The sequence below is a fragment of the Streptomonospora salina genome (genome assembly GCF_014204715.1).
Lineage (GTDB): Bacteria > Actinomycetota > Actinomycetes > Streptosporangiales > Streptosporangiaceae > Streptomonospora > Streptomonospora salina.
Window position 1 is genome coordinate 1,494,848 of sequence record NZ_JACHLY010000001.1, and the last position, 21,831, is coordinate 1,516,678.

16 protein-coding genes are annotated in these 21,831 nt (G+C 73.4%); 8 read left to right on the forward strand and 8 right to left on the reverse strand.

Features of this window, described 5'->3' with window-relative positions; translation table 11 throughout:
* Positions 1 to 645 precede the first annotated feature (645 nt).
* From HNR25_RS06665 to HNR25_RS06675, 3 genes are all read left to right on the forward strand, one after another.
* Positions 646 to 1,452 (forward strand): aminoglycoside adenylyltransferase domain-containing protein, encoded by an 807-nt coding sequence (locus tag HNR25_RS06665; protein ID WP_184633835.1) that lies wholly within the window; start codon positions 646 to 648, stop codon positions 1,450 to 1,452.
* Positions 1,453 to 1,492: 40 nt separating this feature from the next.
* Entirely contained in the window at positions 1,493 to 2,050 is a 558-nt protein-coding gene (def, locus tag HNR25_RS06670; protein WP_184633836.1) for a peptide deformylase, read from the forward strand.
* 216 nt (positions 2,051 to 2,266) lie between these two features.
* Positions 2,267 to 3,268 (forward strand): coiled-coil domain-containing protein, encoded by a 1,002-nt coding sequence (locus HNR25_RS06675; RefSeq protein WP_184633837.1) that lies wholly within the window; start codon positions 2,267 to 2,269, stop codon positions 3,266 to 3,268.
* A gap of 122 nt (positions 3,269 to 3,390) precedes the next feature.
* Here the strand turns inward: HNR25_RS06675 and HNR25_RS06680 are convergent, their stop codons facing one another.
* From HNR25_RS06680 to HNR25_RS06690, 3 genes are all read right to left on the reverse strand, one after another.
* Positions 3,391 to 4,698 carry an MFS transporter gene (locus HNR25_RS06680; protein WP_246463532.1) on the reverse strand — a complete coding sequence of 436 codons (1,308 nt, stop codon included), beginning with the start codon at positions 4,696 to 4,698 and terminating at the stop codon, positions 3,391 to 3,393.
* 113 nt (positions 4,699 to 4,811) lie between these two features.
* Positions 4,812 to 5,627: an alpha/beta hydrolase gene (locus HNR25_RS06685; protein WP_184633839.1), complete on the reverse strand. Its 816-nt coding sequence runs from the start codon at positions 5,625 to 5,627 to the stop codon at positions 4,812 to 4,814.
* A gap of 85 nt (positions 5,628 to 5,712) precedes the next feature.
* A complete protein-coding gene (locus HNR25_RS06690) occupies positions 5,713 to 6,312 on the reverse strand; it encodes a TetR/AcrR family transcriptional regulator (RefSeq protein WP_184633840.1) in 600 nt (199 codons plus the stop codon).
* 80 nt (positions 6,313 to 6,392) lie between these two features.
* Between HNR25_RS06690 and HNR25_RS06695 the strand changes: the two genes are divergently transcribed.
* Positions 6,393 to 7,163, forward strand: a complete 771-nt coding sequence (locus tag HNR25_RS06695) for an SDR family oxidoreductase (RefSeq protein ID WP_184633841.1) — start codon at positions 6,393 to 6,395, stop codon at positions 7,161 to 7,163.
* Between the two features lie 23 nt (positions 7,164 to 7,186).
* On the opposite strand, the gene HNR25_RS26795 is transcribed toward HNR25_RS06695, so the two are convergent.
* Positions 7,187 to 7,948 carry a CPBP family intramembrane glutamic endopeptidase gene (locus HNR25_RS26795; protein WP_312862391.1) on the reverse strand — a complete coding sequence of 254 codons (762 nt, stop codon included), beginning with the start codon at positions 7,946 to 7,948 and terminating at the stop codon, positions 7,187 to 7,189.
* A gap of 337 nt (positions 7,949 to 8,285) precedes the next feature.
* On the opposite strand from HNR25_RS26795, the gene HNR25_RS06705 reads away from it, so the two are divergent.
* Positions 8,286 to 10,445 carry an elongation factor G-like protein EF-G2 gene (locus tag HNR25_RS06705; RefSeq protein WP_184633842.1) on the forward strand — a complete coding sequence of 720 codons (2,160 nt, stop codon included), beginning with the start codon at positions 8,286 to 8,288 and terminating at the stop codon, positions 10,443 to 10,445.
* A gap of 95 nt (positions 10,446 to 10,540) precedes the next feature.
* Here the strand turns inward: HNR25_RS06705 and HNR25_RS06710 are convergent, their stop codons facing one another.
* The 3 genes from HNR25_RS06710 to HNR25_RS06720 form a co-directional block, all read right to left on the reverse strand.
* Positions 10,541 to 11,362 carry a M48 family metallopeptidase gene (locus tag HNR25_RS06710; RefSeq protein ID WP_246463533.1) on the reverse strand — a complete coding sequence of 274 codons (822 nt, stop codon included), beginning with the start codon at positions 11,360 to 11,362 and terminating at the stop codon, positions 10,541 to 10,543.
* A gap of 77 nt (positions 11,363 to 11,439) precedes the next feature.
* Positions 11,440 to 13,626: an amidohydrolase gene (locus HNR25_RS06715; protein WP_184633843.1), complete on the reverse strand. Its 2,187-nt coding sequence runs from the start codon at positions 13,624 to 13,626 to the stop codon at positions 11,440 to 11,442.
* Positions 13,627 to 13,865: 239 nt separating this feature from the next.
* Positions 13,866 to 14,891 (reverse strand): CDP-alcohol phosphatidyltransferase family protein, encoded by a 1,026-nt coding sequence (locus tag HNR25_RS06720; protein ID WP_184633844.1) that lies wholly within the window; start codon positions 14,889 to 14,891, stop codon positions 13,866 to 13,868.
* Positions 14,892 to 15,144: 253 nt separating this feature from the next.
* Here HNR25_RS06720 and HNR25_RS06725 point away from each other — a divergent pair, with 253 nt between their 5' ends.
* Entirely contained in the window at positions 15,145 to 16,584 is a 1,440-nt protein-coding gene (locus HNR25_RS06725; RefSeq protein WP_184633845.1) for a GuaB1 family IMP dehydrogenase-related protein, read from the forward strand.
* A gap of 410 nt (positions 16,585 to 16,994) precedes the next feature.
* Complete coding sequence (locus HNR25_RS06730; RefSeq protein WP_184638921.1) at positions 16,995 to 17,393, forward strand: DUF3592 domain-containing protein; 399 nt, start codon at positions 16,995 to 16,997, stop codon at positions 17,391 to 17,393.
* Positions 17,394 to 17,418: 25 nt separating this feature from the next.
* On the opposite strand, the gene HNR25_RS06735 is transcribed toward HNR25_RS06730, so the two are convergent.
* Positions 17,419 to 18,552, reverse strand: coding sequence for a VanZ family protein (locus HNR25_RS06735; RefSeq protein ID WP_184633846.1), 1,134 nt, complete (start codon positions 18,550 to 18,552; stop codon positions 17,419 to 17,421).
* A gap of 493 nt (positions 18,553 to 19,045) precedes the next feature.
* On the opposite strand from HNR25_RS06735, the gene HNR25_RS26425 reads away from it, so the two are divergent.
* On the forward strand, positions 19,046 to 21,829 hold the full coding sequence (locus HNR25_RS26425) for a sensor histidine kinase (RefSeq protein WP_184633847.1): 2,784 nt from the start codon (positions 19,046 to 19,048) through the stop codon (positions 21,827 to 21,829).
* Positions 21,830 to 21,831: the final 2 nt, after the last annotated feature.

A 21,831-nucleotide genomic window follows, 5' to 3' on the forward strand; every position in this document is an offset into this window, starting at 1 on the left:
GCCCCGCGCAGGGAAGCGATCGCACGGCACCGGCCATGAGCCGCGGGTCGTGGACGGAGGTATCGCTCGACGCCTGTTGCCCCTCTAACCCGATGCAGGGCGGGGAACCGTCGCCTGCGCATCAGTGCCGATCGGGCCCCTCCTCCTCGGCTGCGCGGCCCAGGCCCGTGTACCGGGACCGGCCGGTACACGGTCGCGGGCGATCGTGCCGCGTGCCGGAGGCTCTCGCCGGCTGATCCCGCTGCCGGACCGGTGGCAGCCCGATCTCGTGACCTGGGTCTTGTCCGGTCTCAGCCCGCGCTCGCCAGTAAGCGGTCGCCTGCGCTTAACATGTCACGACTCCCCTGGCAAGGGACGTGGCACCACCGTTGGCGCTACCCCGTGCACCACCGCCGTGCGGGACACTGGGTGCGGATCCGGCAGCATGACTTGCCAGGAGCGCACACGCCTCTCAGAATGTGAAATCAGGGACGCGACCTGGTCATACGCTTCGTCCGGACCATGCGCGCCCCCGTAGTGCGGCCGCACGGCGGCGGCCGGATCCGGTCAGCGGCGACCGTCCGGCACACGGTCACCGGCGCTGCCGCGCGCACGACAACCGACGGCGCCCCCTCGCATCGCGCACGACCACGACTGGAGACCACAATGGCGATCCACCCGCGCGTGCAGACCCTGGCCCAGGCCTTTCTGCGCAACGTGGACAGCGAAGCGCCTGGACTGGTCCAAGGCCTGTACCTGACCGGTTCGGTGGCACTCGGCGACTTCCGCCTCCACGCCAGCGACGTCGACTTCGTCGTCGTCACCGCACGCCGCGCCACCGGCGCCGACACCGAGGCGCTGCGGCGGTCCCACGCGCGCACCCGCTCCGAGATCTCCGCGCCCCAGTTCAACGGCATCCACGTCACCTGGGAGGACCTCGCCGACGATCCCGCCGACTGCGGCCCTGTGGCCTCGGTGCTGGGCGGCCGGTTCCGGCCGCGCGCCGGCGCCGACGTCAATCCCGTGACCTGGCACGTGCTCTCCGAGCGCGGCGTCACCGTGCGCGGGCCGCTGCCGGTCGAGCTGGACGTGTGGGACAACCCCGCGAGCCTGCGCGCCTGGTCCTTCGGCAACCTCGACGAGCAGTGGCGGCGCTGGCGGGCCGCGGCCGGCCGCATCGTCAGCCCGCGCGGCCTCGCGGCGCTGGGGTCGCTCGCGCCGTCGTGGAGCGTCCTGAGCGTCAGTCGGCTGCACTTCACCCTGCGGACCGGCGAGATCACCTCCAAGTCGGCCGCGGGCATGTACGCCCTGCACGCGTTCCCCGAGCGGTGGCAGCGCATCGTCAACGAGTGCCTGCGCGTGCGGCGCGACACCCGGCTTCCGTCGCTGTACCAGAGCGCGCTGGACCGCAGGCGGGCGGCGCTGGACTACATCGAGATGGTTCTGGACGACGCCCTGCCGCAGCCGGCCTGACCGGAGCTTCCCGCCTCCGCGCCCGGATAACCTGGAGGCCATGAGCAAGCGCCCCATCGTCCTGTTCGGCGATCCCGTTCTCGTGACCCCCACCACCCCCGTGACCACCTTCGGCAAACAGACCGAGGCACTGGTCCGCGACCTGCTCGACACCGTCGACGAACCCGGGCACGCCGGTGTCGCCGCCACCCAGATCGGGTCGGGGCTGCGGGCGTTCAGCTACAACGTCGACGAGCGGATCGGCTACGTCATCAACCCCGAGATCGCCGAGCTGTCCGAAGAGGTCCAGGAGGGCGAGGAGGGCTGCCTGTCGGTGCCCGAGCTGGGCTTTCCGACCCGCCGGGCGATGCACGCCGTCGTGACCGGCGTCGACCTGCGCAACGAGCCGGTCACCGTCGAGGGTGAGGGCCTGATGGCGCGCTGCCTGCAGCATGAGACCGATCACCTGGACGGCAAGCTCTACCTGGACCGCCTCGACCGCGACACCCGCCGCGAGGCCATGCGCGCCGTGCGGCGCTCGGAGTGGTTCCTGGGCGCACAGCCGGATCCGCAGTCGGCCGCGCCGAAGCTGCCCAGCGGCCTCGGCGGAATCTCCTGACGTTCCGGCGGCGCTGCGGCGGGGCGAGCACGCCGCCGCGCGCGGGCTGCCGTACCCGCACGGGGTAAGGGCCGGGTAGGCTCAGCGCCACCCGCTCGTCAGTTCAGAAACGATCTCGTATCGTCTGCTCGGCATCGCGCGGCCCCCACCTCCACCCCCGCCGCGCGCCCCGTGTGCCCCGTACGGCCGGTCCGCGACCGACATCAGGTGACTTCTATGCGCAAATCAGCACTTCAGCGAAAACGCGGCGCCCTCCTGCTGCCCGGCCTCGCCGCCGGTGCCATCCTGCTGCTCCCCGCGACCACGTCCTATGCCGAACCCGGCGACGACGATCCCAGCATCGACGAGCTCAACGAGCGCGCCGAATCCCTTGAGGAGGAGTACGACACCGAACTGCTGCAGTACGAGGACGCCCAGGAAGACGCCGAGAAGGCGCAGCAGCGGCTCGGCGACGTCGAGGACGAACTCGGCGACTACCGCGAGAACGTCGCCGGTCTGGCGGCGGCCCAGTACATGGGCAGCGGGATCGACCCCGCGGTCGAGGTCGTCATGAGCAGCGCCCCCCAGGACATGCTCGACAACGCGGCGATCGCCGGCCAGGTCTCCGCCAACCACGGCGAACGGGTCGCCGACCTCGCCGAGATGAAGCAGAAGCGCCAGGACGCCGTCGACGAGGCCGACGCGAAGCTGGAGGACGCCGAGGAGCTCGTCGAAGAGCTGGAGTCCCAGCGCGAGAACGTCCTGGACAAGATCGAGAAGTACGAGGAAGAACAGGTCCCCGAGGCTCCCGATGAGGGGGCCTCCGGCGGCGGGGGCGGCTCGGGCGACGGCAGCATCCCCTCCAGCGCCATGGGTCCCGGCTGGGACGGCGCGACGCCGCGTATGGCCGCGATCCGCGACGAGATCGTCCGCGAGTTCGGCGCGCCCTACCCGGTGGGCTGCCTGCGCCCCGGCGACTCCGGCGAGCACGGTTCCGGCCGCGCCTGCGACTTCATGATGAGCGCCGGCGGCGCGTCGCCGTCAGCGTCCGACCGGGGGCTCGGCCAGAGCATCGCCGACTACGCCCAGGCCAACGCCGACCGGCTGGGCGTCATGTACATCATCTGGGAGCAGCGCATCTGGCACTCCGCCAACCCCGGCGCCGGCTGGGAGATGATGAACGACCGCGGCAGCGTCACCGCCAACCACTACGACCACGTGCACATCTCGTCGTACTAGAACGCCGGACGTGCACCGGTCGGAGCCCCGGTCCGCACCGAGCGCGAGGGTTTCACCGGCACAGTGCTGGAAATCGGGTGGAACCCCGCGCTCGTTTTCGGCGAACCCGCCCCTGCGACGTGCTAGCCGCGTTCGCGGTCGGCCGGAGCGGGCCCACCGCCCCCTGATCGGCCGCGTACTCGGCGCGGGCGGCGGGCCAGGGCGACGGCGGCCGGGAGGCAGGCGGCCAGGACCGCCCCCATAGCGGCGAAAGCGGGGCCGTACCCGGCGGTCTGGATGACCACGCCCAGGATGAGCGATCCCAGCCCCGTCCCGGCGTCGTAGCCGATGTTCCATACCGCGCTCGCCGTGCCGTAGGCGCGGGATCCGGCCCGGCGGAACATGATGACGATGGTGTCGTTCTGCACCGCGCCGAACCCCGCACCGAACAGGCCGGCGCCGGCGACGGCGGCGGCCGTCCCCAGCGGTCCGGGACCGGACCAGGCTCCGCCGGCCGGCCACAGCGCCGCGGCGGTGCAGGCGATACCGGCGACCGCGGCGACGCTGCCGTAGACCAGCAGGACCGGGCGCCGGTGGCGGTCGCTGAGGGTGCCCGCCGCCCACCGGCCGCACACCGCCAGGACGCCGAAGGCCAGCAGGGCCGTGAAGACCGTGGTGGAGGATTCGGACAGCGGGATCGACAGGAACGTGACGATGGCGCTGGAGGCGACGGCCGGTACGAGCATGGCCACCAGCGGGACACCCAGCGCCGCGTAGAGCCGGAGTCCGGCGGGCGCCGCGCCGCCGGCGCCGTCGCGGTCCGCGGCCGGTGCCGCGGCGCCCGCCGTTTCGTCGCCGGCCGTTTCGTCGCGGGCCAGGATCCAGATGCCGGCTGCGGCCGCGGCGCCCAGCACCGGACCCGCGGCGGCGATCCAGAACACCGCCGCGAACCCGAGGTTGAGCGCCGCCCATACCCCGGTCGACAGGAAGAACACGTTGGGTACACCCACCGCCAGGCCGTAGTAGCCGGTGGCGCGGCCCAGCTGCTCGGGCGGCACCAGCCGCGCCGCCAGCGCCGATCCGGCGACGGTGGCCATGCCGAAACCGATACCGCGCACGGCCGAAACTGCCAGCAGCGGTCCGATGTCGGCGGTCGCCAGCAGCAGCGGCGCGGGCACGCCCAGCAGCAGTGCGCCCACCGGGAAGGTCCAGCGGTAGCCGCCGTGGTCCAGCAGCCAGGGCATGGCGAGCTGGGTGAGCACCGTGGTGAGCATGAAGACGGACGTGGTGGCGCCGGCGCCCACTTCGCCCGCGCCGCCGCGTGCGGCCCACAGCGGAACGACGGGCAGCAGCAGCACGAAACCGGCGAACGTCAGCCCGGTCGCGAGGATGAGCAGGCGGAACGCCCATCCGTTCAGCCCGAGATGCGACCTCGGCGCGGTCGTATTCATCCGGACATCCGAGGAATGGTTCTGCATCGCTTCCTTCTACCGCACACGCTGCGGCGCATCGGTTCGCTCCAGCTCGTCCGTTCGTTTCGCGCCCGGCCGGGCCCTGCGGCCGCTCAGCCGCCGCTACCCGCGCTGGGGGCGGTCTCCCCTCCCCCGGGCAGCCTGCGCGCGAGCCACTGCGCCAGACGCTCGGCCCGCTCGGGGGTCATCGCGCGTTCGGCGTGGCCCATGCCCGGTTCGATCCACAGGTCCTTGGGGCCGGGCGCGGCCGCGTGGATGCGCTCGGCGTGCTCGACGGGGAAGTAGGTATCGGCGTCGCCGTGCACCACCAGCAGCGGCGCCGCGAGGTCGGCGGCCATCTCGGTGGGGTCGGGCGGGACCGGGTCCCACTGGCTGTCGATGACCCGCACCTTGCGGGCCGCCCGCAGGAACCACCGGCCCAGTGCCCGTTCGACGCCCAGGTGGAGCAGCCGCATCCGCCGGGTACCCCGGTAATACCACAGGCCGGGCCCGCTGACGGCGGCGACCGCGTCCACGCCGCCGAAGCCGGCGGCGTGGCGCACGACCACGGCCGCGCCCATGGAGAACCCGACCGAGGCGATGCGGGCATAGCCCTGTTCACGCAGGTGCGCGCATACGGCCTGCAGATCGTGCACCTCCAGGTTGCCGACGGTGCACCTGCCGCCGGAGGAGCGGTGGCCGCGGAAGTCGAACCCCAGTACGTCGCCGACCGGCAGCAGCCGCTGGGCGATCATCCGGTTGGCGGGATTGCGCCAGGTGCCGGTGAACCCGTTGGCGAGCACGACGGCCGTGGTGCGCTCGGCACCGCCGCGGATCAGGGCCGCGTCGAGTTCGATCCCGTCGGAGGTGGTGATGCGCCGTCGTTGCGGTGCGGACGGCTGGTCGGAGCGGTCGATCGCGTCAGTCACCCGACCATCCTGCCCGACGCCGCCGACCCGTGGCGGGGCGGCCTGCACGAATCCGCCGGGAGGCACGGGCCGTCCGGTCGCGCCCTCACCCGGACGGCCAGGCGGCCATCGCGGTGTCGGCGACGGCGTGCAGCTCTGCTCGGGAGGCGCCGTCGCACGCCTGCTGGGACATGCCCTGGATGACCGCCGAGTAGTACACGGCCACGGACCGGGGGTCGGCCGCCGCCGAAACGTCGCCCGCCTCCTGCCCGGCCGCGATGCACCGGGCCAGCGCCGCGGTGGTTTCGGCGCGGCGCCGGCGCAGGTCCTCCTGGACGTCGGCTTCGTCGGGACCGCAGTTGGCGGCGGCGGTGATGACCAGGCATCCGGGCGGGTGCGCGGGGTCGCCGTAGGCGTCGGCGGCGGCGGAGAGCACCGCGGCCACGGTCGCGCGCGCCCCGCCGCCTTCGGTGAGGGGCGCGGTGACCGCTGCTCCCTCGGTCTCCTGGTAGCGGTCGACCGCTTCCAGGAACAGGGCGCGCTTGGAGCCGAACGCCGTGTAGAGGCTCGGCGGCGTGATGCCCATCGCCTCCGTGAGGTCGCTGACCGAGGTGGCCGTGTAGCCCCGTCCCCAGAAGACCTCGACGGCACACCGCAGCGCGGCGTCGCGGTCGAAGGAGCGCGGGCGTCCTCGTCGTTCCGTCATGCCTTCATTCTATATCGCACGCTATGGTATTTTCTTTTTCATAGCGCTCGATATAAAAATTGCCACCGAGGAGGTACGGCATGAGTCAGGCACTCGGCACCCCGACGGCGCTGGTCACCGGCGCGAGCAAGGGGATCGGCCGCGGCATCGCCGAGCGGCTGGGGCACGACGGTGCGCTGGTGGCCGTCCACTACGGAACCGACGCCGCCGGAGCGGACGAGACGGTCGAAGCGATCCGCGCCGAAGGAGGGGACGCGTTCGCCGTCGGCGCCGACCTCGCCTCCCCCGGCGGCGACGCGGACCTGGCCGCGGGGCTCGCCGCGGGCCTGGACGAGGCCGGCGCCGACGGCGCGCTCGACGTCCTGGTGAACAACGCGGGGATCGGAGCATCCACGGGACTGGAGGACATCACCCCTGACGAGTTCGACCGGCTGTTCACGGTCAACGTGCGCGCTCCGCACTTCCTCACCCAGCGCCTGCTCCCGACGCTTCGGGACGGCGGGCGGATCGTCAACATCTCCTCCGGCGCCGCCCGCATCGCGATGCCCGAGATGCTCCCCTACGCCATGACCAAGGGGGCGCTGGAATCACTCACCCATCAGCTGGCGCAGCGCCTGGGCCCGCGGAGGATCACCGTGAACGCCGTCGCGCCCGGGATCGTCGAAATCGACCGCACCCGCCGGCAGATGCGGGAGAACCCCGGCATGGAGGACTACGGGAAAACCGTGAGCGCGCTGGGGCGCCTGGGCACGCCGACCGACGTCGCGGGCGTCGTCGCCTTCCTCGCCTCCGCGGACTCGGGCTGGGTCACCGGACAGGTCCTCGACGCCACCGGCGGCTCCCATCTGTGAGCCGCAGTCGCCGCCGCGCCCGCCTACAGCGCGCGGGCGCGGTGGCGGCGGCCGCTGCCGCTCAGCAGCAGCGACCGCAGCTCCAGGCCGATGTGCAGGGCGATGGGAATCAGCAGGCTCCCGGTACCGAGGTAGACCACCATGAACAGCGCGCCGAGCAGGCCGGGGCCGACGAGGCCCCACCACCCCTGGTAGAGGTGGGCCAGCGCGAACAGCAGGCACGAACCCGCGGCCGCGACCCACACCGGCAAGCCCAGCGCGGCCCCGAAAGCCACGAGCAGTCCCCGGTAGAGCAGTTCCTCGCTCACTCCGGCCGTCACCGCGAGCGCTGCGGCGGTCAGCCGCTCGCGGCCGCCGCGCGGCGCGAGCACCGCCAGGCTCTGCGCGGGGTCGGGGATCGGCGGCAGCGGCGCGGGGGCCGGGGTGCCGGACGCCTTCCGATCCCGGGTGAGCAGCCGGATGATGATCAGTGCCGCGACGAACCCGACCACGGCCGCCAGCAGCGGGAACCAGGCGACGGGCGCGCGCAGGCCCAGGTGGGCGCGGTCGATCCCGGGGTCCGACAGCACGATGGCGGCGATCGCCGCCACCCCGGCCAGGTGGACGCCGATCGCCAGCCGGTAGAACCGGAGCAGGGCGCCGGGGTCGCGCTCGCGGGTGCGCCGCAGCCGGGCGAAGGAACGCCATCCCAGCAGGGGCTCGCCTACGGCGGCGTGTGCGACCAGCAGGAACGCCAGAGAGCCGGCGACGAGTCCGAACTGGGGAACGCTCTCGGTCCAAAGCACGCGTACACACTAGGAGATCTCAGCGCAAATTCCGCATATTCCGGACTGCTTCTCCACAGGTCTGCGCACCGGCCGGCGGGCCGCGAGCGGCCCGCAGCCGCAGGCGTTCCCGCATCCCGGCCCTCCGCCCGCACCGCACCCCCGCCCCGGTGCACGCCGCGAACGCCCCTTGTGATATCGGCCGCGACGGGTGACGGTAGATGGTGTCCCGTGTCACATCGGCGCGGATTCGGCGTCTGATCCGCGCGGCCGCCCTGCGGTGCCGGACCCGCAGGGCGGCCGCGCGGCCCGGGCCGACGGGAACCGCGGTCCGGCCGAGGAAGGAAGGCGGCAGAGCATGGCGGACAGATCCGGTCCAGCGACCACCGGCAGGGCTCCCAGGGCCGACCACCCGGCGCAGATTCGCAACGTCGTGCTGGTCGGCCCGTCCGGAGCCGGAAAAACCACCCTGATCGAGGCGCTCTTGCACGCCTCCGGCTCCACGTCGCGCATGGGGCGTGTCGAGGACGGCACCACCGTGAGCGACTACGACGGCGTCGAGGTGCGCCAGAAGCGCTCGGTCAACCTGTCCGTGGCGCCCGTCGTCTCCGCCGGAGCCAAAGTGAACCTCCTGGACACGCCGGGCTACGCCGACTTCGTCGGCGACCTGCGCGCCGGTCTGCGCGCCGCCGACGCCGCGCTGTTCGTCGTCTCCGCGGTCGACGGCATCGACGGGCCCACCCGCCTGCTGTGGGAGGAGTGCGCCGCCATCGGCATCCCGCGCGCCGTCGCGGTCTCCAAGATCGACCACCACCGGGCCGACGTCGACGGCGTCGTCGAGCAGTGCCGCGAAGCCTTCGGCGACAGCGTCCTGCCCGCCTACGTACCCGAGTTCTCCGGGGACGGCGAGAACCGCACGGTACGGGGCCTGATGGGCCTCATCTCCGGCCGCTACCACGACTACTCCGCCGGCGCCCGCACCGAAGCCGAGCCGCCCCCGGGCCTGGCCGAGCGGGCGGCGCCGATGCGCGACGCGCTGATCGAGGGGGTCATCCAGGAGAGCGAGGACGAATCCCTCATGGACCGCTACATGGCGGGCGAGGAACTCGACCCCGCCGTGCTGATCGCCGACCTGGAGTCCGCGGTCGCGCGGGCCGGCTTCTACCCGGTGCTCGCCGTCTCCGCGCTGCGCGGCGCAGGCGTGCCCGAACTGCTGGAGGAACTGCCGCGCGCGACTCCCGCACCCACCGAACTGCCGGTACCCGAGGTCGCCACGGCCGCGGGCGGCACGGCCGGCGGACTCTCCTGCGACCCGGACGGCACGCTGCTGGCCGAGGTCGTCAAGACGATCAGCGACCCGTACGTGGGCCGCGTCAGCCTGGTGCGGGTGTTCAGCGGAACACTGCGCCCGGACACCGTCGTGCACGTGTGCGGGCAGGGCCTGGCCGACCGCGGGCACGAGGACCACGACGTCGACGAGCGCATCGGCGCGCTTCTGGCGCCCTCGGGCAAGCACAGCGAACCGGTGGGCGAGATCGTGGCCGGAGACGTGTGCGCCATCGCGAAACTGACCCGCGCCGAAACCGGCGACACGCTCTCGGACAAGGAGCGCCCGCTGCGCATGCCGCCGTGGATGTTCCCGGACCCGCTCCTGCCGGTGGCGCTGCGCGCGTCCTCCACATCCGACGAGGACAAGCTCGCCCAGGCGATCTCCCGCCTGGCCTCCGAAGACGTCACACTGCGCGTGGAGGTCAATCCCGAGACCCACCAGCTGGTGCTGTGGTGCATGGGCGAGGCGCACCTCGGCTCGGTGCTGGACCGGCTGTCCTCGCGCCACGGGGTCGCGGTGCAGACCGACGAGATACGGGTGCCCCTGCGCGAGACGTTCGCGGAACCGGCCGAGGGTACGGGCCGCAACGTCAAGCAGAGCGGCGGCCACGGCGAATACGGCGTGTGCCGCATCCGGGTGGAGCCGCTGCCGTCGGGCTCGGGCCTGGAGTTCGTCGACCGGATCGTGGGCGGGGTGGTGCCGCGCCAGTTCATCCCCTCGGTGGAGAAGGGCATCCGCGCGCAGATGGCCGGCGGTATGCAGTCGGGCTACCCGCTGGTCGACATCCGCGTGACGCTCTACGACGGCAAGGCGCACTCGGTGGACTCCTCCGACATGGCGTTCCAGAAAGCCGGGCGGCTCGCGCTGCGGGACGCCGCGGAGAAGTGCCGGATGTCCGTGCTGGAGCCGCTCGACGAACTGGCGGTGCTGGTCCCCGACGCGTACCTGGGTGCGGTGATGAGCGACCTGTCGGCGCGGCGCGGCCGGGTGATCGGCACCGAGCCGATGGCCGACGGGCGCACGATGGTCCGTGCCGAGGTGCCGCAGCTGGGGGTCACCCGCTACGCGATCGACCTGCGTTCACTGTCGCACGGGACCGGCACGTTCACCCGGTCCTACCTGCGCCACGAGGCACTGCCCGACCAGCTGGCCCGGAAGTACACCCGGGAGATGGCCGGCTCGGCCTGAGCGGCACCGGCCGTGCGGTCCGGGGCGGCCGGGGCGGTGCCGGCCCGGGCCGCCCGCAACCGCCGTGCATCCGGTGGGGGCGGTGGACGGCGCGCTCATAGCAGCCGGCCGGGCCGGGACCGGTCGGTGAGCGCGTGGAACCGCCAGGTGTTGACGGGGTGGCTGGACAGCAGGTTCACCAGCATCACGAACAGCCCCTGGTCGGTGTGGGCGCGCGCGGCGATCGCGCCGAAGTCCACCTCGCGGTAGAGGTACTTGCCGGCGGCGAGCACGCGCAGGCCCTCTTTGCCTTCGGGGCAGAACTCGACGGCGTGGTTGTCGGCCGTGTACTCCTGGGCCCGGCTCAGGGTGGCGCCGAGCCCGGGGATGATGTCGGCGACCGAGATCCCGAACTGCCGCCAGTAGGAGACGTGCCCGGCGGCGATGTGGCCGACCTCGTGGCCGATCACGAACCGCAGTGCCTCCGGGTCGGCCAGGCGCCCGCCCACCTCGAACAGGTCGCTGTAGACGACCACGAAGCGGCGCGAGCCGTGCCCGGATGCGAAGGCGTTGATCTGCCCGTGGCCGGGAACGACGTAGGCGTCGGGAACCTGCGGCAGCTCGAACGCGCGCGCCGCGTCGACGACCATCCGGTGCGCCTCCGGGAACTGGGTCTCGGAGATCGGCACCCCGTTGACCCGTTGGCGCGCGTACAATTGCCCGCGTACGAAGAACACGAGGAGCGGAACGGCCAGCACGAGCAGCGGCTGCCCGGTGGATTCGCCGTCCACGGCCCGGTTGACCGCCCCCAGTACCGCCAGCGCGGTCACCGCCAGGCACACCAGAAGCGCGGTGTTCTCCTTCGGGTGCCGCAGCGCGCGCGTTCGCCGCGGTTCGCCCCAGCGCATCAGCAGCATCCGGCGGTGCTGCGGCCACATCGTCCGCTTCTGCGGCAACAGCCCCATGTGACTACGCACCGCCCAGCCGCCGACGCCCCCGGTCCCCGCGCCTTACGTTACAGCCGGTACGGCGGGTCCTGGGGCGGGTCGGAGTCCGCGTCGCCGGACGGGCCGTACGGATCGGGCCCGTCGGGCTGCTGGGCGTCGGGCCGCTGGGGATCGTAGGGACCGGGCGGATAGCCGCCGGAGGCGTGGTCGGCGGCCGGGGGATACCCCTCGCCGGCGTGGCCGCCCGCGACGTTCCCCTGACCGGGGGTGCCCTCCGCGGGGGTGCCGCCGGGGGGCGGGCCCGCAGGCGGGTAGGCCGGTCCCGGCGCATGGCCCTCGGGCGTGTAGCCGCCCGACGCGTAGCCGCCGGAGTCGGGGCCGCCCTCGGTGGAGTAGGGCACCGCCCCCGGCGGGGGCGGCGGAGCCGCGAGGGGCGGGCCCTGCGGCGGAGGCGCGGAGATGGGCGGGCCCTGCGGCGGCGGGGCCGAGGACGGCGGCATCGGCGCGCCCGCCGGGGGCGGCTCGGGCGGGCCGTAGTCCGACAGAGCGGGCGCGTCGTCGCCATCGCCCGGGTAGCGGTCCGTGCCGGCGTAGGCCGCGGACGCGCGCTCGTCGTCGCTCGGGGCCCCGGGGGCCTCCGCGCCGCCGGTCCCGGCGGCCGGAGCCGGCGGCGGGGCGGGCTCGCCCCCGAACGGCGCCGGCTCGCCCCCGAACGGCGCCGACTGGTGCGCGGTGGGTGCGACCGGTTCCGGCCCGACCGGCGCCGCGGGCCGGCCCTCGCCCTCGGGGTGCGCCGCGGCGAAGCCGTCGAAGCTGCCGGCGGCTGCCGGCGGCGGAAGCGCATCGGCGTGGTGGACGGGCTCCTCCGGTGCGCCCGAACCGCTGTAGGCGCCGCTCATGGAGGCCTGCCCGCCGGTCGCGCCTGCACCACCGCTCGACTCGGGTGTGCCCAGGTAGGTCAGCGCCCCCAGCGACAGCGCGGCCAGCCCCGCCCGCAGCGTCGACTCGCGGTCGGGGGCGAAGAACGCCGAGTGGGTGGCGGGAACCGCCATCATCTTCTCGTAGGGGGTCTCGCCGGGCGCGGCCTCCCACACGTCGTGCGGAGTGGAGCCCAGGAACCAGTAGACGTAGGGAACCGGTGCGGGGTCGCCGGGCAGTCCGTAGTTGGAGAAGTCCTCACTGGCGGTGACGGGCTCGGGCAGCTCGACGACGCGCTCTTCGCCGAAGTAGGCGCGGTGGACCGAGACCACCTCGCCGGTGGCGTCGGGATCGTTGGCGGTGACTCCGGTGTCGCGGGCCACGGTGATCTCGGGGTCGCGCTGCGCGCCGGAGGCGGCCGCCTCGGCGCGGACGATGCGGTCGATCGCCTCGTGCAGGCGCTCGGACACGGCCGGGTTCAGCGCCCGGGTGTCGATCTCCAGGTAGGCGTCGTCGGGGATGACGTTGGTCGTGGTACCGGCGCGAAGCACACCCACCGTCACCACCGCCATTTCGCTGGGGCTGATCTCGCGCGCCACGATCGTCTGCAGCCGGTTGACGATGTTGGCGGCGATCAGCACCGGATCGACCGTGCTCTCCGGGCGCGCGGCGTGCCCGCCGGCCCCGAACACCCGCACCCGCAGGTTGGTGGTGGCGGCCATGACCGTGCCCGCACGGTGGGCCACCATGCCCGCGGGCTGCGGACCCAGGTGCTGGGCGAGGACGACGTCGGGGCGGCCGAAGCGGGTGTAGAGGCCGTCGCGCAGCATGGCGGTGGCGCCGTCGAGGGTCTCCTCGCCGGGCTGGGCCGCGATCATGAGCGTTCCGCGCCATTCGTCGCGGGCTTCGGCGAGCAGGTCGGCCGTGCCCACCAGGCAGGCGGTGTGGGCGTCGTGGCCGCAGGCGTGCATGATCGGTACGTCCTGGCCGTCGTCGTCACGGCCGCGGGCGGTGCTGGCGTAGGGCAGACCGGTCCGCTCCCGGACCGGCAGCGCGTCCATATCGCCGCGCAGCATGACCGTGGGGCCGTCGCCGTTGCGGAGGACGCCCACGACGCCGGTGCCGCCGACGCCGGTCTCGACCTCGAAGCCCGTGCGGGTCAGCCATTCGGCGACGGCTCCCGCCGTGCGGTGCTCCCGGTGCGAGAGTTCGGGATTCTTGTGCAGGTCGACGTAGAACCCCTCGACCAACGGGAAGACCTCGTCGACCAGCCGCATCGCCGCGCCTCCGTGCTCGGCGACGCGCTGGGGATCGACCGCGTGCGGCACCGCTTCCACCGCCTTCTTCGATGATGGACTGGGAGCGATCTCCCATCCGGCCTTGCCACCGGCGTGCGATCGCAGCGCCGATTGTCCCGCTCGCCCATACGAATCTCAAACCTCGTCCGACGGCGGGTACCTCCGGTCCCGAGCCTATCCGCGCCGGGAGCCGCCGTGGCTGGCCCGGTCCCCGGCGGCGCCGGTCATGCGGCGCCGCCGGGGCGCGGCGGGGCCCGCCGCACGGTGAGGCGGGTGGGTCAGCCCGCGCCGAGCCGGGACATCTCCGCGGCGAAATCGCGGGTGGCCAGCCACAGCTTGTAGACGATGAGCGCCTCGAAGGCCGCCAGCGCCGCGCAGGACAGCACGACCACGGGCACGACCAGGTCGGCCCCCGGAACCGCGGCCGAGGCCAGGGCCGTCAGCGGCGCGACGACACACACGAACATCTCGAATTCGATGCCGCTGAACAGGTGCGGGCGCACCCGGCTGCGCAGCAGCGTCGAACGCAGCCGCCCGTACCAGCCGAACTTGCGGGTGAACCCCTGGTGCACGTCGATCACCCGGGCTCCGGACTCCGCCGAGCGCGCGTGCGCCTGCTCGTGGTCCAGCGCCGGGTTCTCGCGCAGCACCTCCTCGACGAAGACCACGGGGGCGCCCGCGTCGTCGGTACCCGCGTCGGGGGCCTGCTCGCCCCGCTGCTCGGCGCCGGCCTCGGACCGGGCCTCGGTCTCGGTGTTCTCCGGGTCCTCCTCCGCCGGCTGGGCGCGCCCTTCGGCGGCGGCGCGCAGCCGGGTGCGCATGGTCTGGCGGGTCTTGCCGACCTGTGCGCCGTTCAGGTAGCGCAGCAGATCCAGGAACGTCACCACCGGTGCCAGCAGCAGGAACAGGACGTCGCCGGTGAGCGCCCACTGGCCGATCAGCAGGGCGAGCATGCAGCCGAAGAAGCGGATGCGGTCGAAGACGAAGTCGACCCACGAGCCGAATACCGAACCGGTGCCCTTCAACCGCGCGATCTTGCCGTCCATGCAGTCCAGCACGAAGCTCAGGTGGAACAGCAGTGCACCGGCGACGAGCCAGGGCCACGTGCCCAGGGCGAAGCACACCGCCGAGCCCGCGCCGAGGACCCCCGCACCGGCGGTGATCTGGTTGGGGGTGACCGAGGTGCGGTTCGCCGTCCACACCACGAGCCGCGCCGCCAGCGGGTCGACGAGGAAGACCGTCCACCAGGCGTCGCGGCGTTTGTAGGTGCGCTCGCGGACGTCCGCGAGGGTGAAACTCGTCATCTCAACTCCTGCTGGGCTTCCCGGCGGCGCCGCTGCGCGCGCCCGGTGCGCGGCTCTGGCTCGGTGTCATCGCGCGACCGGCCGGGAAGGGAGGGTGGGTCAGCCGCAGAATAATGGCATGCGGGCCCGTGCCCGGGCCAATCGGCACGGCGCCGGCGGTCATAATTGACGAGTAAGGGGAGTGCGGCCCGCCCCGGTCGTCCGCGACCGGGTCCCGCGCCGCCCCCGCAACGGCCCCGACCGAGGTAGAGGCGTGCGTTTTCTCAACGACCGGGTCCCCGCCCACGATCTGACCTACAGCGACGTTTTCATGGTCCCGCGGCACTCGGCCGTGGCGTCGCGGTTGGACGTCGACCTGCGGACCCACGACCGGACGGGAACGACGATTCCCATCGTAGTCGCCAACATGACCGCGGTCGCCGGGCGCCGGATGGCCGAGACCATCGCGCGGCGCGGCGGTATCGCGGTACTCCCCCAGGACATCCCGCTCGACGTCGTCGCCGAGGTGGTGTCGTGGGTGAAGCGCCGCGACCTGCTCTATGACACCGCCATCACGCTGACCCCCCAGAGCACCGTCGGCGAGGCGCTGAACCTGCTGCCCAAGCGCGCCCACGACGCCGTGATCGTCATCGACGGCGAGCGGCGGCCCGTGGGGGTGGTCACCGACGCCGACTGCACCGGTGTGGACCGCTTCACCCAGGTGCACGAGGTGATGTCGCGCGACCTGCTGACCATCCGGGCCGGCACCGACCCCAAGGAGGCGTTCGGGTCGCTGCACGACTTCCGGCACCGGCTGGCTCCGGTCGTCGACGGCGACGGCGGCCTGGTCGGGGTGCTCACCCGCACCGGTGCGCTGCGGGCCACGCTGTACGACCCGGCGGCCGACAGCGAGGGGCGGCTGCGCGTGGGCGCCGCCGTGGGCGTCAACGGCGACGTGGCGGCCAAGGCCGCCGAGCTGGTCGAGGCCGGTGCGGACCTGCTCGTCGTCGACACCGCCCACGGCCACCAGGACAAGATGCTGGCCGCGCTGAAGAAGGTCCGCGCGCTGGATCCGGGGGTTCCGATCGTGGCGGGCAACGTGGTCTCCACCGAGGGCACCCGCGACCTGATCGAGGCGGGCGCCGACATCGTGAAGGTGGGCGTGGGCCCGGGCGCCATGTGCACCACCCGGATGATGACCGCGGTGGGCCGCCCGCAGTTCTCCGCCGTGCTGGAGTGCGCCGCGACCGCCCGCGAGCTGGGCGCGTCGGTGTGGGCCGACGGCGGGGTCCGCCACCCGCGCGACGTCGCTCTGGCACTGGCTGCGGGGGCGTCGAACGTGATGATCGGCTCCTGGTTCGCCGGCACCTACGAATCCCCCGGCGACGTGCTGCGCGACGCACACGGGCGGATGTACAAGGAGAGCTTCGGCATGGCCTCGGCGCGCGCGGTGCGGCTGCGCACCTCCGAGGACTCCCCGTTCGACCGGGCGCGCAAGGCCCTGTTCGAGGAGGGCATCTCCAGCGCACGGATGTATCTGGACGACGAGCGCCCGGGCGTGGAGGACCTCGTCGACGAGATCGTGGCCGGCGTGCGCAGCTCCATGACGTATGCGGGTGCGACCACGCTGGAGGAGTTCCACGAGCGGGCCGCCGTGGGGGTGCAGAGTTCGGCCGGCTACAACGAGGGGCGGCCGGTGGCCACCAGCTGGTAGCGGCGCGCGCGAAAGCGAGTCGGGGGGCTGGAACGCGCCCTGCCCAGCCCCCCGGTCCCTGTGACCGGTCCCAGCGGCGTCCCCGTACGCACGCCGCTTCGACCGTGCCCAGTACGGTACGGGCGCGCCGGGGTGCCGGTCATCGGCCCGCAGGGGTATCCGGTCCTCCCCCGAACGAGGGTGGCGCCGTCCTCCGCTGGTCGTAGGAACGCGGCAGCGCCTCTACGCCGGCGCGCGGCCGCGGGCCGCGGGGCCGGACGCGTTCGGGCCGCTGCGCACCGGTTCCGCCCGGCGGGCGGGTCCGATACCGTATCGCCACCGCCACCGGGGGCGGGTCCCGGACCCGTGCACCGGCGCGTGCGCTCCTCCGGCGGCGCGGGACCGTCGCAGAACCGGGATTGGAACCGAACGTGGTCTACGTCTACCCCCTGCTGCCGATCGCCGCCGGATCGGCCATGCTCTGGTTCCTCTTCCGCCACCTGCGCTTCTCGGCTTTCCTGGCCGTCCACGGCGAACGCGCCGAGGGCGAGGTCGTCGGCTACCGGGAGACCAAGACCTCGGCGTCGATGATCGTCCGCTTCAGCACCCCCGAGGGCCGCGAGGTGCACGCCGCCCATGAGAACACCGGGTGGACCGCTTCGCGCAGCGGCGACGCCGTCACCGTCTCCTACGACCCGGCCGATCCCGAGCGCGCCCGCATCGTGGCGGCACCGTGGCTGACCAGCTGGGTTCTGGTCATGGTCGGAGTGCTGGGCTTCGCGCTGGTCCTCATCGGGCTGGTGCTGGCCTGGTTGGCCTGGTTCGCCTGAGCGTCCCCGCGGCCGGCGGCGGTGTTCAGCGCTGGACCGGGACCGCGCCGGCGGGCACCGGCGGCTCGGGGTCCGGGGGCGGAACGAAGCGCACGAGGTCGTCGGGCATGCCGCCGACGGCGGCCGAGCGGGTGGTCACCCGCGTACGGGCGAGCAGGTCGAACAGGCCGGCCCGGTCGCGGCGCACCAGCGCGCACGAGGCGTGCACAGCCCCGGCGGCCAGCGCCCACCAGCCCAGCCCCATAGCCAGCAGCACGGTGACCGGCGCGTACAGCAGCGCGGTGCGCAGCAGGGTCCGCGGCCGCGACGCGGGGCGCGGCGCCCCGGCGGCGGCGAGCGCGAGGTAGGAGGCGGCCTGGCCCGGGGTGGCCCGGTCGCGGCGCAGCAGCGGCACGACGGCGCCCAGCGCGAGCGCCAGCACGATCAGCGCCGCTGCGCGCAGCCGCTCCTCGCCGCCGAACTGGCCGCTCCAGGCCGTCTGCTCCAGTGCGGGCGCTGCGACGGCCGCGATCGTGGCGGCGCCGTACCAGCACACCGCGAGGTCCAGCAGCCGGGCCGCCAGGCGGCGGACCGCGCCGGGCGGCATGAGGTCGGGCACCGCGCTCGGCCAGGAGCGCGGGAGCCGCCGCTTGGCGGCGGCTCCCGCCAGCCAGCCGACCAGGCCGCCCGCGGCCCCCAGCAGCACGTCGCCGGCGGCAGCCACCCGGTAGGGGCAGGGATAGGCGCCCAGCAGGGCGGTGGACTGCAGCACTTCGACCCCCGCGGCGGCCAGGCCGCACAGCGCGACGGCGGCGAGCACGCCGCGGCGGTAGCGGTAGGCCAGCAGCAGTCCCAGAGGCAGCAGGGCTCCTGCGGCCGCTGCGGCGTGCTGCCACGGGCCGGGGCCGGCGAGGGCGCCGGACGTCTCGAACGGGAGGCGCATCGCGGTCTCGCCGCCCGTGCACGCCGCAGCGGCGCCGACCGGAAGCGGATACACCGCGAAGGCCGACAGCCCCAGGCCGGTGGCCGCCACGCTCCAGGCCACACGGCCGGGCAGGCCGACGAAGCGGCCGAAGCGCCGGTGGTGGCGGCGCAGGAATCCCATGGCGCTCACGGCTGCGACGAGCGCGACGGCGAAGGCCGCGCTTGAGGCCGCGGCGTCGGTGTATACCCCTCCCATAGCTCCGCAAGGCTAGCGGGGAGCGGCGCTCGGGCGCAGCCGAACGCGGGGATCGCCATTCCCGAGCCCGGCCGCTCGGAACCGGGACCACCGCCCAGGCAATACCACCCGAAACCATACAAACAACCAAAAAACGGACACCCATTGATAAACGCCGACAAACTGTGGCGAGTTGCCCGCACACGCCAGGAAAACCCCCGGAGGCGGATCGCCGAGCACGGAGACGACGCGCTATCGTGTTCGGGCAATTGCCACGTAGCGCTTGCCTGTGCGCAAAGCAGTACTGTGATCGCATTCTGCGTCTTAACGGGGAAGCAGACCGTGAATCCCGCCTGAGGCACGCGGAGGCCCGAGACCCTCCGCACTCCACTCGGATCCACGGCTCCCTCCAGACGCCGACCAGCGAAGGGCTGCGGACGCCCCTCCCGGCACGGCCGCCGAACCCGTGCGGCCCGCACCGCCGCCCCACCCCTGATTCGCCACTAGGAGTACCGTGCAGCCAGCGAAGAGTAAGCGGACGACGAGCATCCGCCGGCGTTCGCGCAGAGCGGTGCTGCTGCCGAGCGCCGCCTTCATCGCGCTGTGGCTCGCCATCAGCGGATACCTCGGCTGGGAAGCGTTCGCGGCGTCGGCACAGGCCCAGGCCGCCGACGAGCTGTCGACGCCCGCCGCCGTCTCGCTGGCGGCCGTGATGGACGAGCGGTCCCGCACGGTGGCCTATCTGGAGCGCCCCGACGAGAACCGCGAACAGCTGGTGGAGGCGCGGCAGGCCTCCGACGAGCAGACCGGCACGGTCTTCGACGGGTTCGAGAAGTACCGCGACTACGCCCCCGGCGCCGTCCAGGAGCGCATGGCCGAATTCGAGGCCCAGTACCGCTCCATCGACGACATCCGCTCCGAGGTCGACGAGGGAACGGCCTCGCGGTCCGAGGTCCTCACGGACTACAACCGGGTGATGACCGCGGCCGCCGACCTCTTCGGCACCCAGGCCCGCGACAGCCTCGAACCCGACTCGATCAGCTCGGGCGTCACCGCTACCGATACGTTCCGCGTGGTCGACCTGCTCTCCCAGAGCGACGCCCAGCTGACCCGCAGCTTCGCCAGCGGCGAGCTCACCCACGACGACCAGCAGGAGTTCACCCGCCTGACCAGCTCCTACCACTCCACGCTGGAGGACCTGCGCGGATTCCTCAGCCCCGAGCAGCGCACCGAGCTCGACACACTGCTGGAAAGCGACGACTACAAGCGGCTGGTCGCGATGGAGGGCCGCATCGTCGACCACGATCCGCAGATCCTCATGGATCCCATCACCGGCGAGCACAGCCGCGACACCAGCGTGCCGATGGAGCAGGACGAGTGGGAGGCGGCGTACACGCCGGTCAAGGAGAAGCTGACCGAGATCGGCGCGGCCGAAGCCAGCCACTCCGCCTCCGTCCAGTCCGGGACCGCCACACGCTCGCTGCTCATCGCGACCGTAGGCACGCTCGGCGTCGCGCTGGTGGGCTTCCTGGCGATCTCCACAGCGGTGGGCACCACCAACCGGGTCGTGAGCCGCCTGGTCCGGCTGCACGACGAGACCGACCACCGCGCCAACGAGCTGCTGCCCGACCTCGTCGAGCGGCTTCGCCGCAACGAGCCCGTGGACACCGCCGAGGCGATCCCCCCGCTGACCACCGGCACCGACGAGATCGGCGAAGTCGCCGAATCCTTCGACAAGGCGCAGCGCTTCGCCGTGGACGCCGCCGTGCGCCAGGCCGAGCTGGCCCACGGCATCAACCGGGTGTTCCTCAGCATCGCCCACCGCAGCCAGACCCTCATCCACCGCCAGCTGCGGCTGCTGGACCGCATGGAGCGCGAGCAGGAGGACCCCCAGGAACTCACCGACCTGTTCAAGCTCGACCACCTCGCCACGCGTTCCCGCCGCAACGCCGAGAACCTGCTCATCCTCGGCGGCGAGACGCCCGGACGGACCTTCCACAAACCGATGCCGCTGGTGGACGTGCTGCGCGGAGCCGTCTCGGAGTCCGGCGAGTACAGCCGCATCGAACGGCACCAGGTCGCGCAGGTGGCGCTGAAGGGACCGGCGATCGCCGACGTCATCCACCTGGTCGCCGAACTGCTCGACAACGCCACGACCTTCTCGCCGCCGCAGAGCAAGGTGCGCCTCAGCAGCGAGCAGGTACCCAACGGGGTGGTGGTCGAGATCGAGGACCGCGGCCTGGGCATGCAGGAGGACGAGCTGGCCGCGGCCAACGAGATCCTGGCCAACCCGCCCGAGTTCGACGTGATGCGGCTCAACGAGAAGATGCGCCTGGGCCTGTTCGTCGTCTCGCGGCTGGCCAAGCGCCACGAGATCGGCGTGCAGCTGCGGCCCTCCCCCTACGGGGGTGTGCAGGCGATCGTGCTGCTGCCCTCGGTGCTGATCCACGACGGGTCGCTGCCCGCCTCGGCGTTCGACACCACCGGAGAGCGGCCGCGCGTGGTGGCTCCCGAGCCCGCGCGCATCACCGGCGCCGCGACCGGATCCGGTTCCGGATCCGGCGGGGATCCCGCCGGCGATGCGCCCGTCGCGGACGAGCCCGGCGGCGACGGGGCCGACCTCCCTGCCCCCGCCCCCGCGGGGGACGCGCTCTCGCCGGATCCCTCCGCGTCCGCGCCCGACGGATCCGGCGACGCACCCGCCGACCGGGACGACCGCACTCCGTCCGGGCTCCCCCGCCGCGGCAGGACCCGCGCGGATGCCGGTGCACGGGCCGGTTCCGGGACCGGTGCGGTCGGCGGCGACGGCGCCGACGCGCCGACCGGCCCGCCCGGAAACCCCGGCGATCCGGGCATCCCCGGCGATCCGGGCACCCCCGGCGACCCCGGCCCCGGTACGCACGCAGAACCGTCGGCGGCCCCCGCCGCCGAACCGCCGGCCGCGGAACCCTCCCCCGACGGCGGCGGCGACGCCCCCGGCACCCAGCCCGCCCCCGAACCCGCGCCCTCCCCCGACGGCGGGGCGGCCGATCCCGCAGAACCCGAGCGGGCAGCGGAACCGGCCACCGACGAGTACGGGCGCCCCCTGCTGCCCAAGCGCAGTCCCCAGACGAACCTGGCACCGCAGCTGTACGAAACCCCCTCGGCCCCGGACTCGGGCGCCGCGCCGCAGCAGTCGGAGGGCGGTGAGGACCGCTCGACCCGGCTGCGCCAGAACATGTCGGCGTTCCAGCAGGGCACCCGCCGCGGGCGCCACGAGGGCCAGCAGCGCCAGAACGATACGGATAAGGATTCGTGACC

Coding starts and splice junctions, on each gene's coding strand:
- HNR25_RS06665 (WP_184633835.1), top strand. CDS start 646: ATGGCGATCCACCCGCGCGTGCAGACCCTGGCCCAGGCCTTTCTGCGC.
- def (WP_184633836.1), top strand. CDS start 1,493: ATGAGCAAGCGCCCCATCGTCCTGTTCGGCGATCCCGTTCTCGTGACC.
- HNR25_RS06675 (WP_184633837.1), top strand. CDS start 2,267: ATGCGCAAATCAGCACTTCAGCGAAAACGCGGCGCCCTCCTGCTGCCC.
- HNR25_RS06680 (WP_246463532.1), bottom strand. CDS start 4,698: ATGAATACGACCGCGCCGAGGTCGCATCTCGGGCTGAACGGATGGGCG.
- HNR25_RS06690 (WP_184633840.1), bottom strand. CDS start 6,312: ATGACGGAACGACGAGGACGCCCGCGCTCCTTCGACCGCGACGCCGCG.
- HNR25_RS06695 (WP_184633841.1), top strand. CDS start 6,393: ATGAGTCAGGCACTCGGCACCCCGACGGCGCTGGTCACCGGCGCGAGC.
- HNR25_RS06705 (WP_184633842.1), top strand. CDS start 8,286: ATGGCGGACAGATCCGGTCCAGCGACCACCGGCAGGGCTCCCAGGGCC.
- HNR25_RS06710 (WP_246463533.1), bottom strand. CDS start 11,362: ATGTGGCCGCAGCACCGCCGGATGCTGCTGATGCGCTGGGGCGAACCG.
- HNR25_RS06720 (WP_184633844.1), bottom strand. CDS start 14,891: ATGACGAGTTTCACCCTCGCGGACGTCCGCGAGCGCACCTACAAACGC.
- HNR25_RS06735 (WP_184633846.1), bottom strand. CDS start 18,552: ATGGGAGGGGTATACACCGACGCCGCGGCCTCAAGCGCGGCCTTCGCC.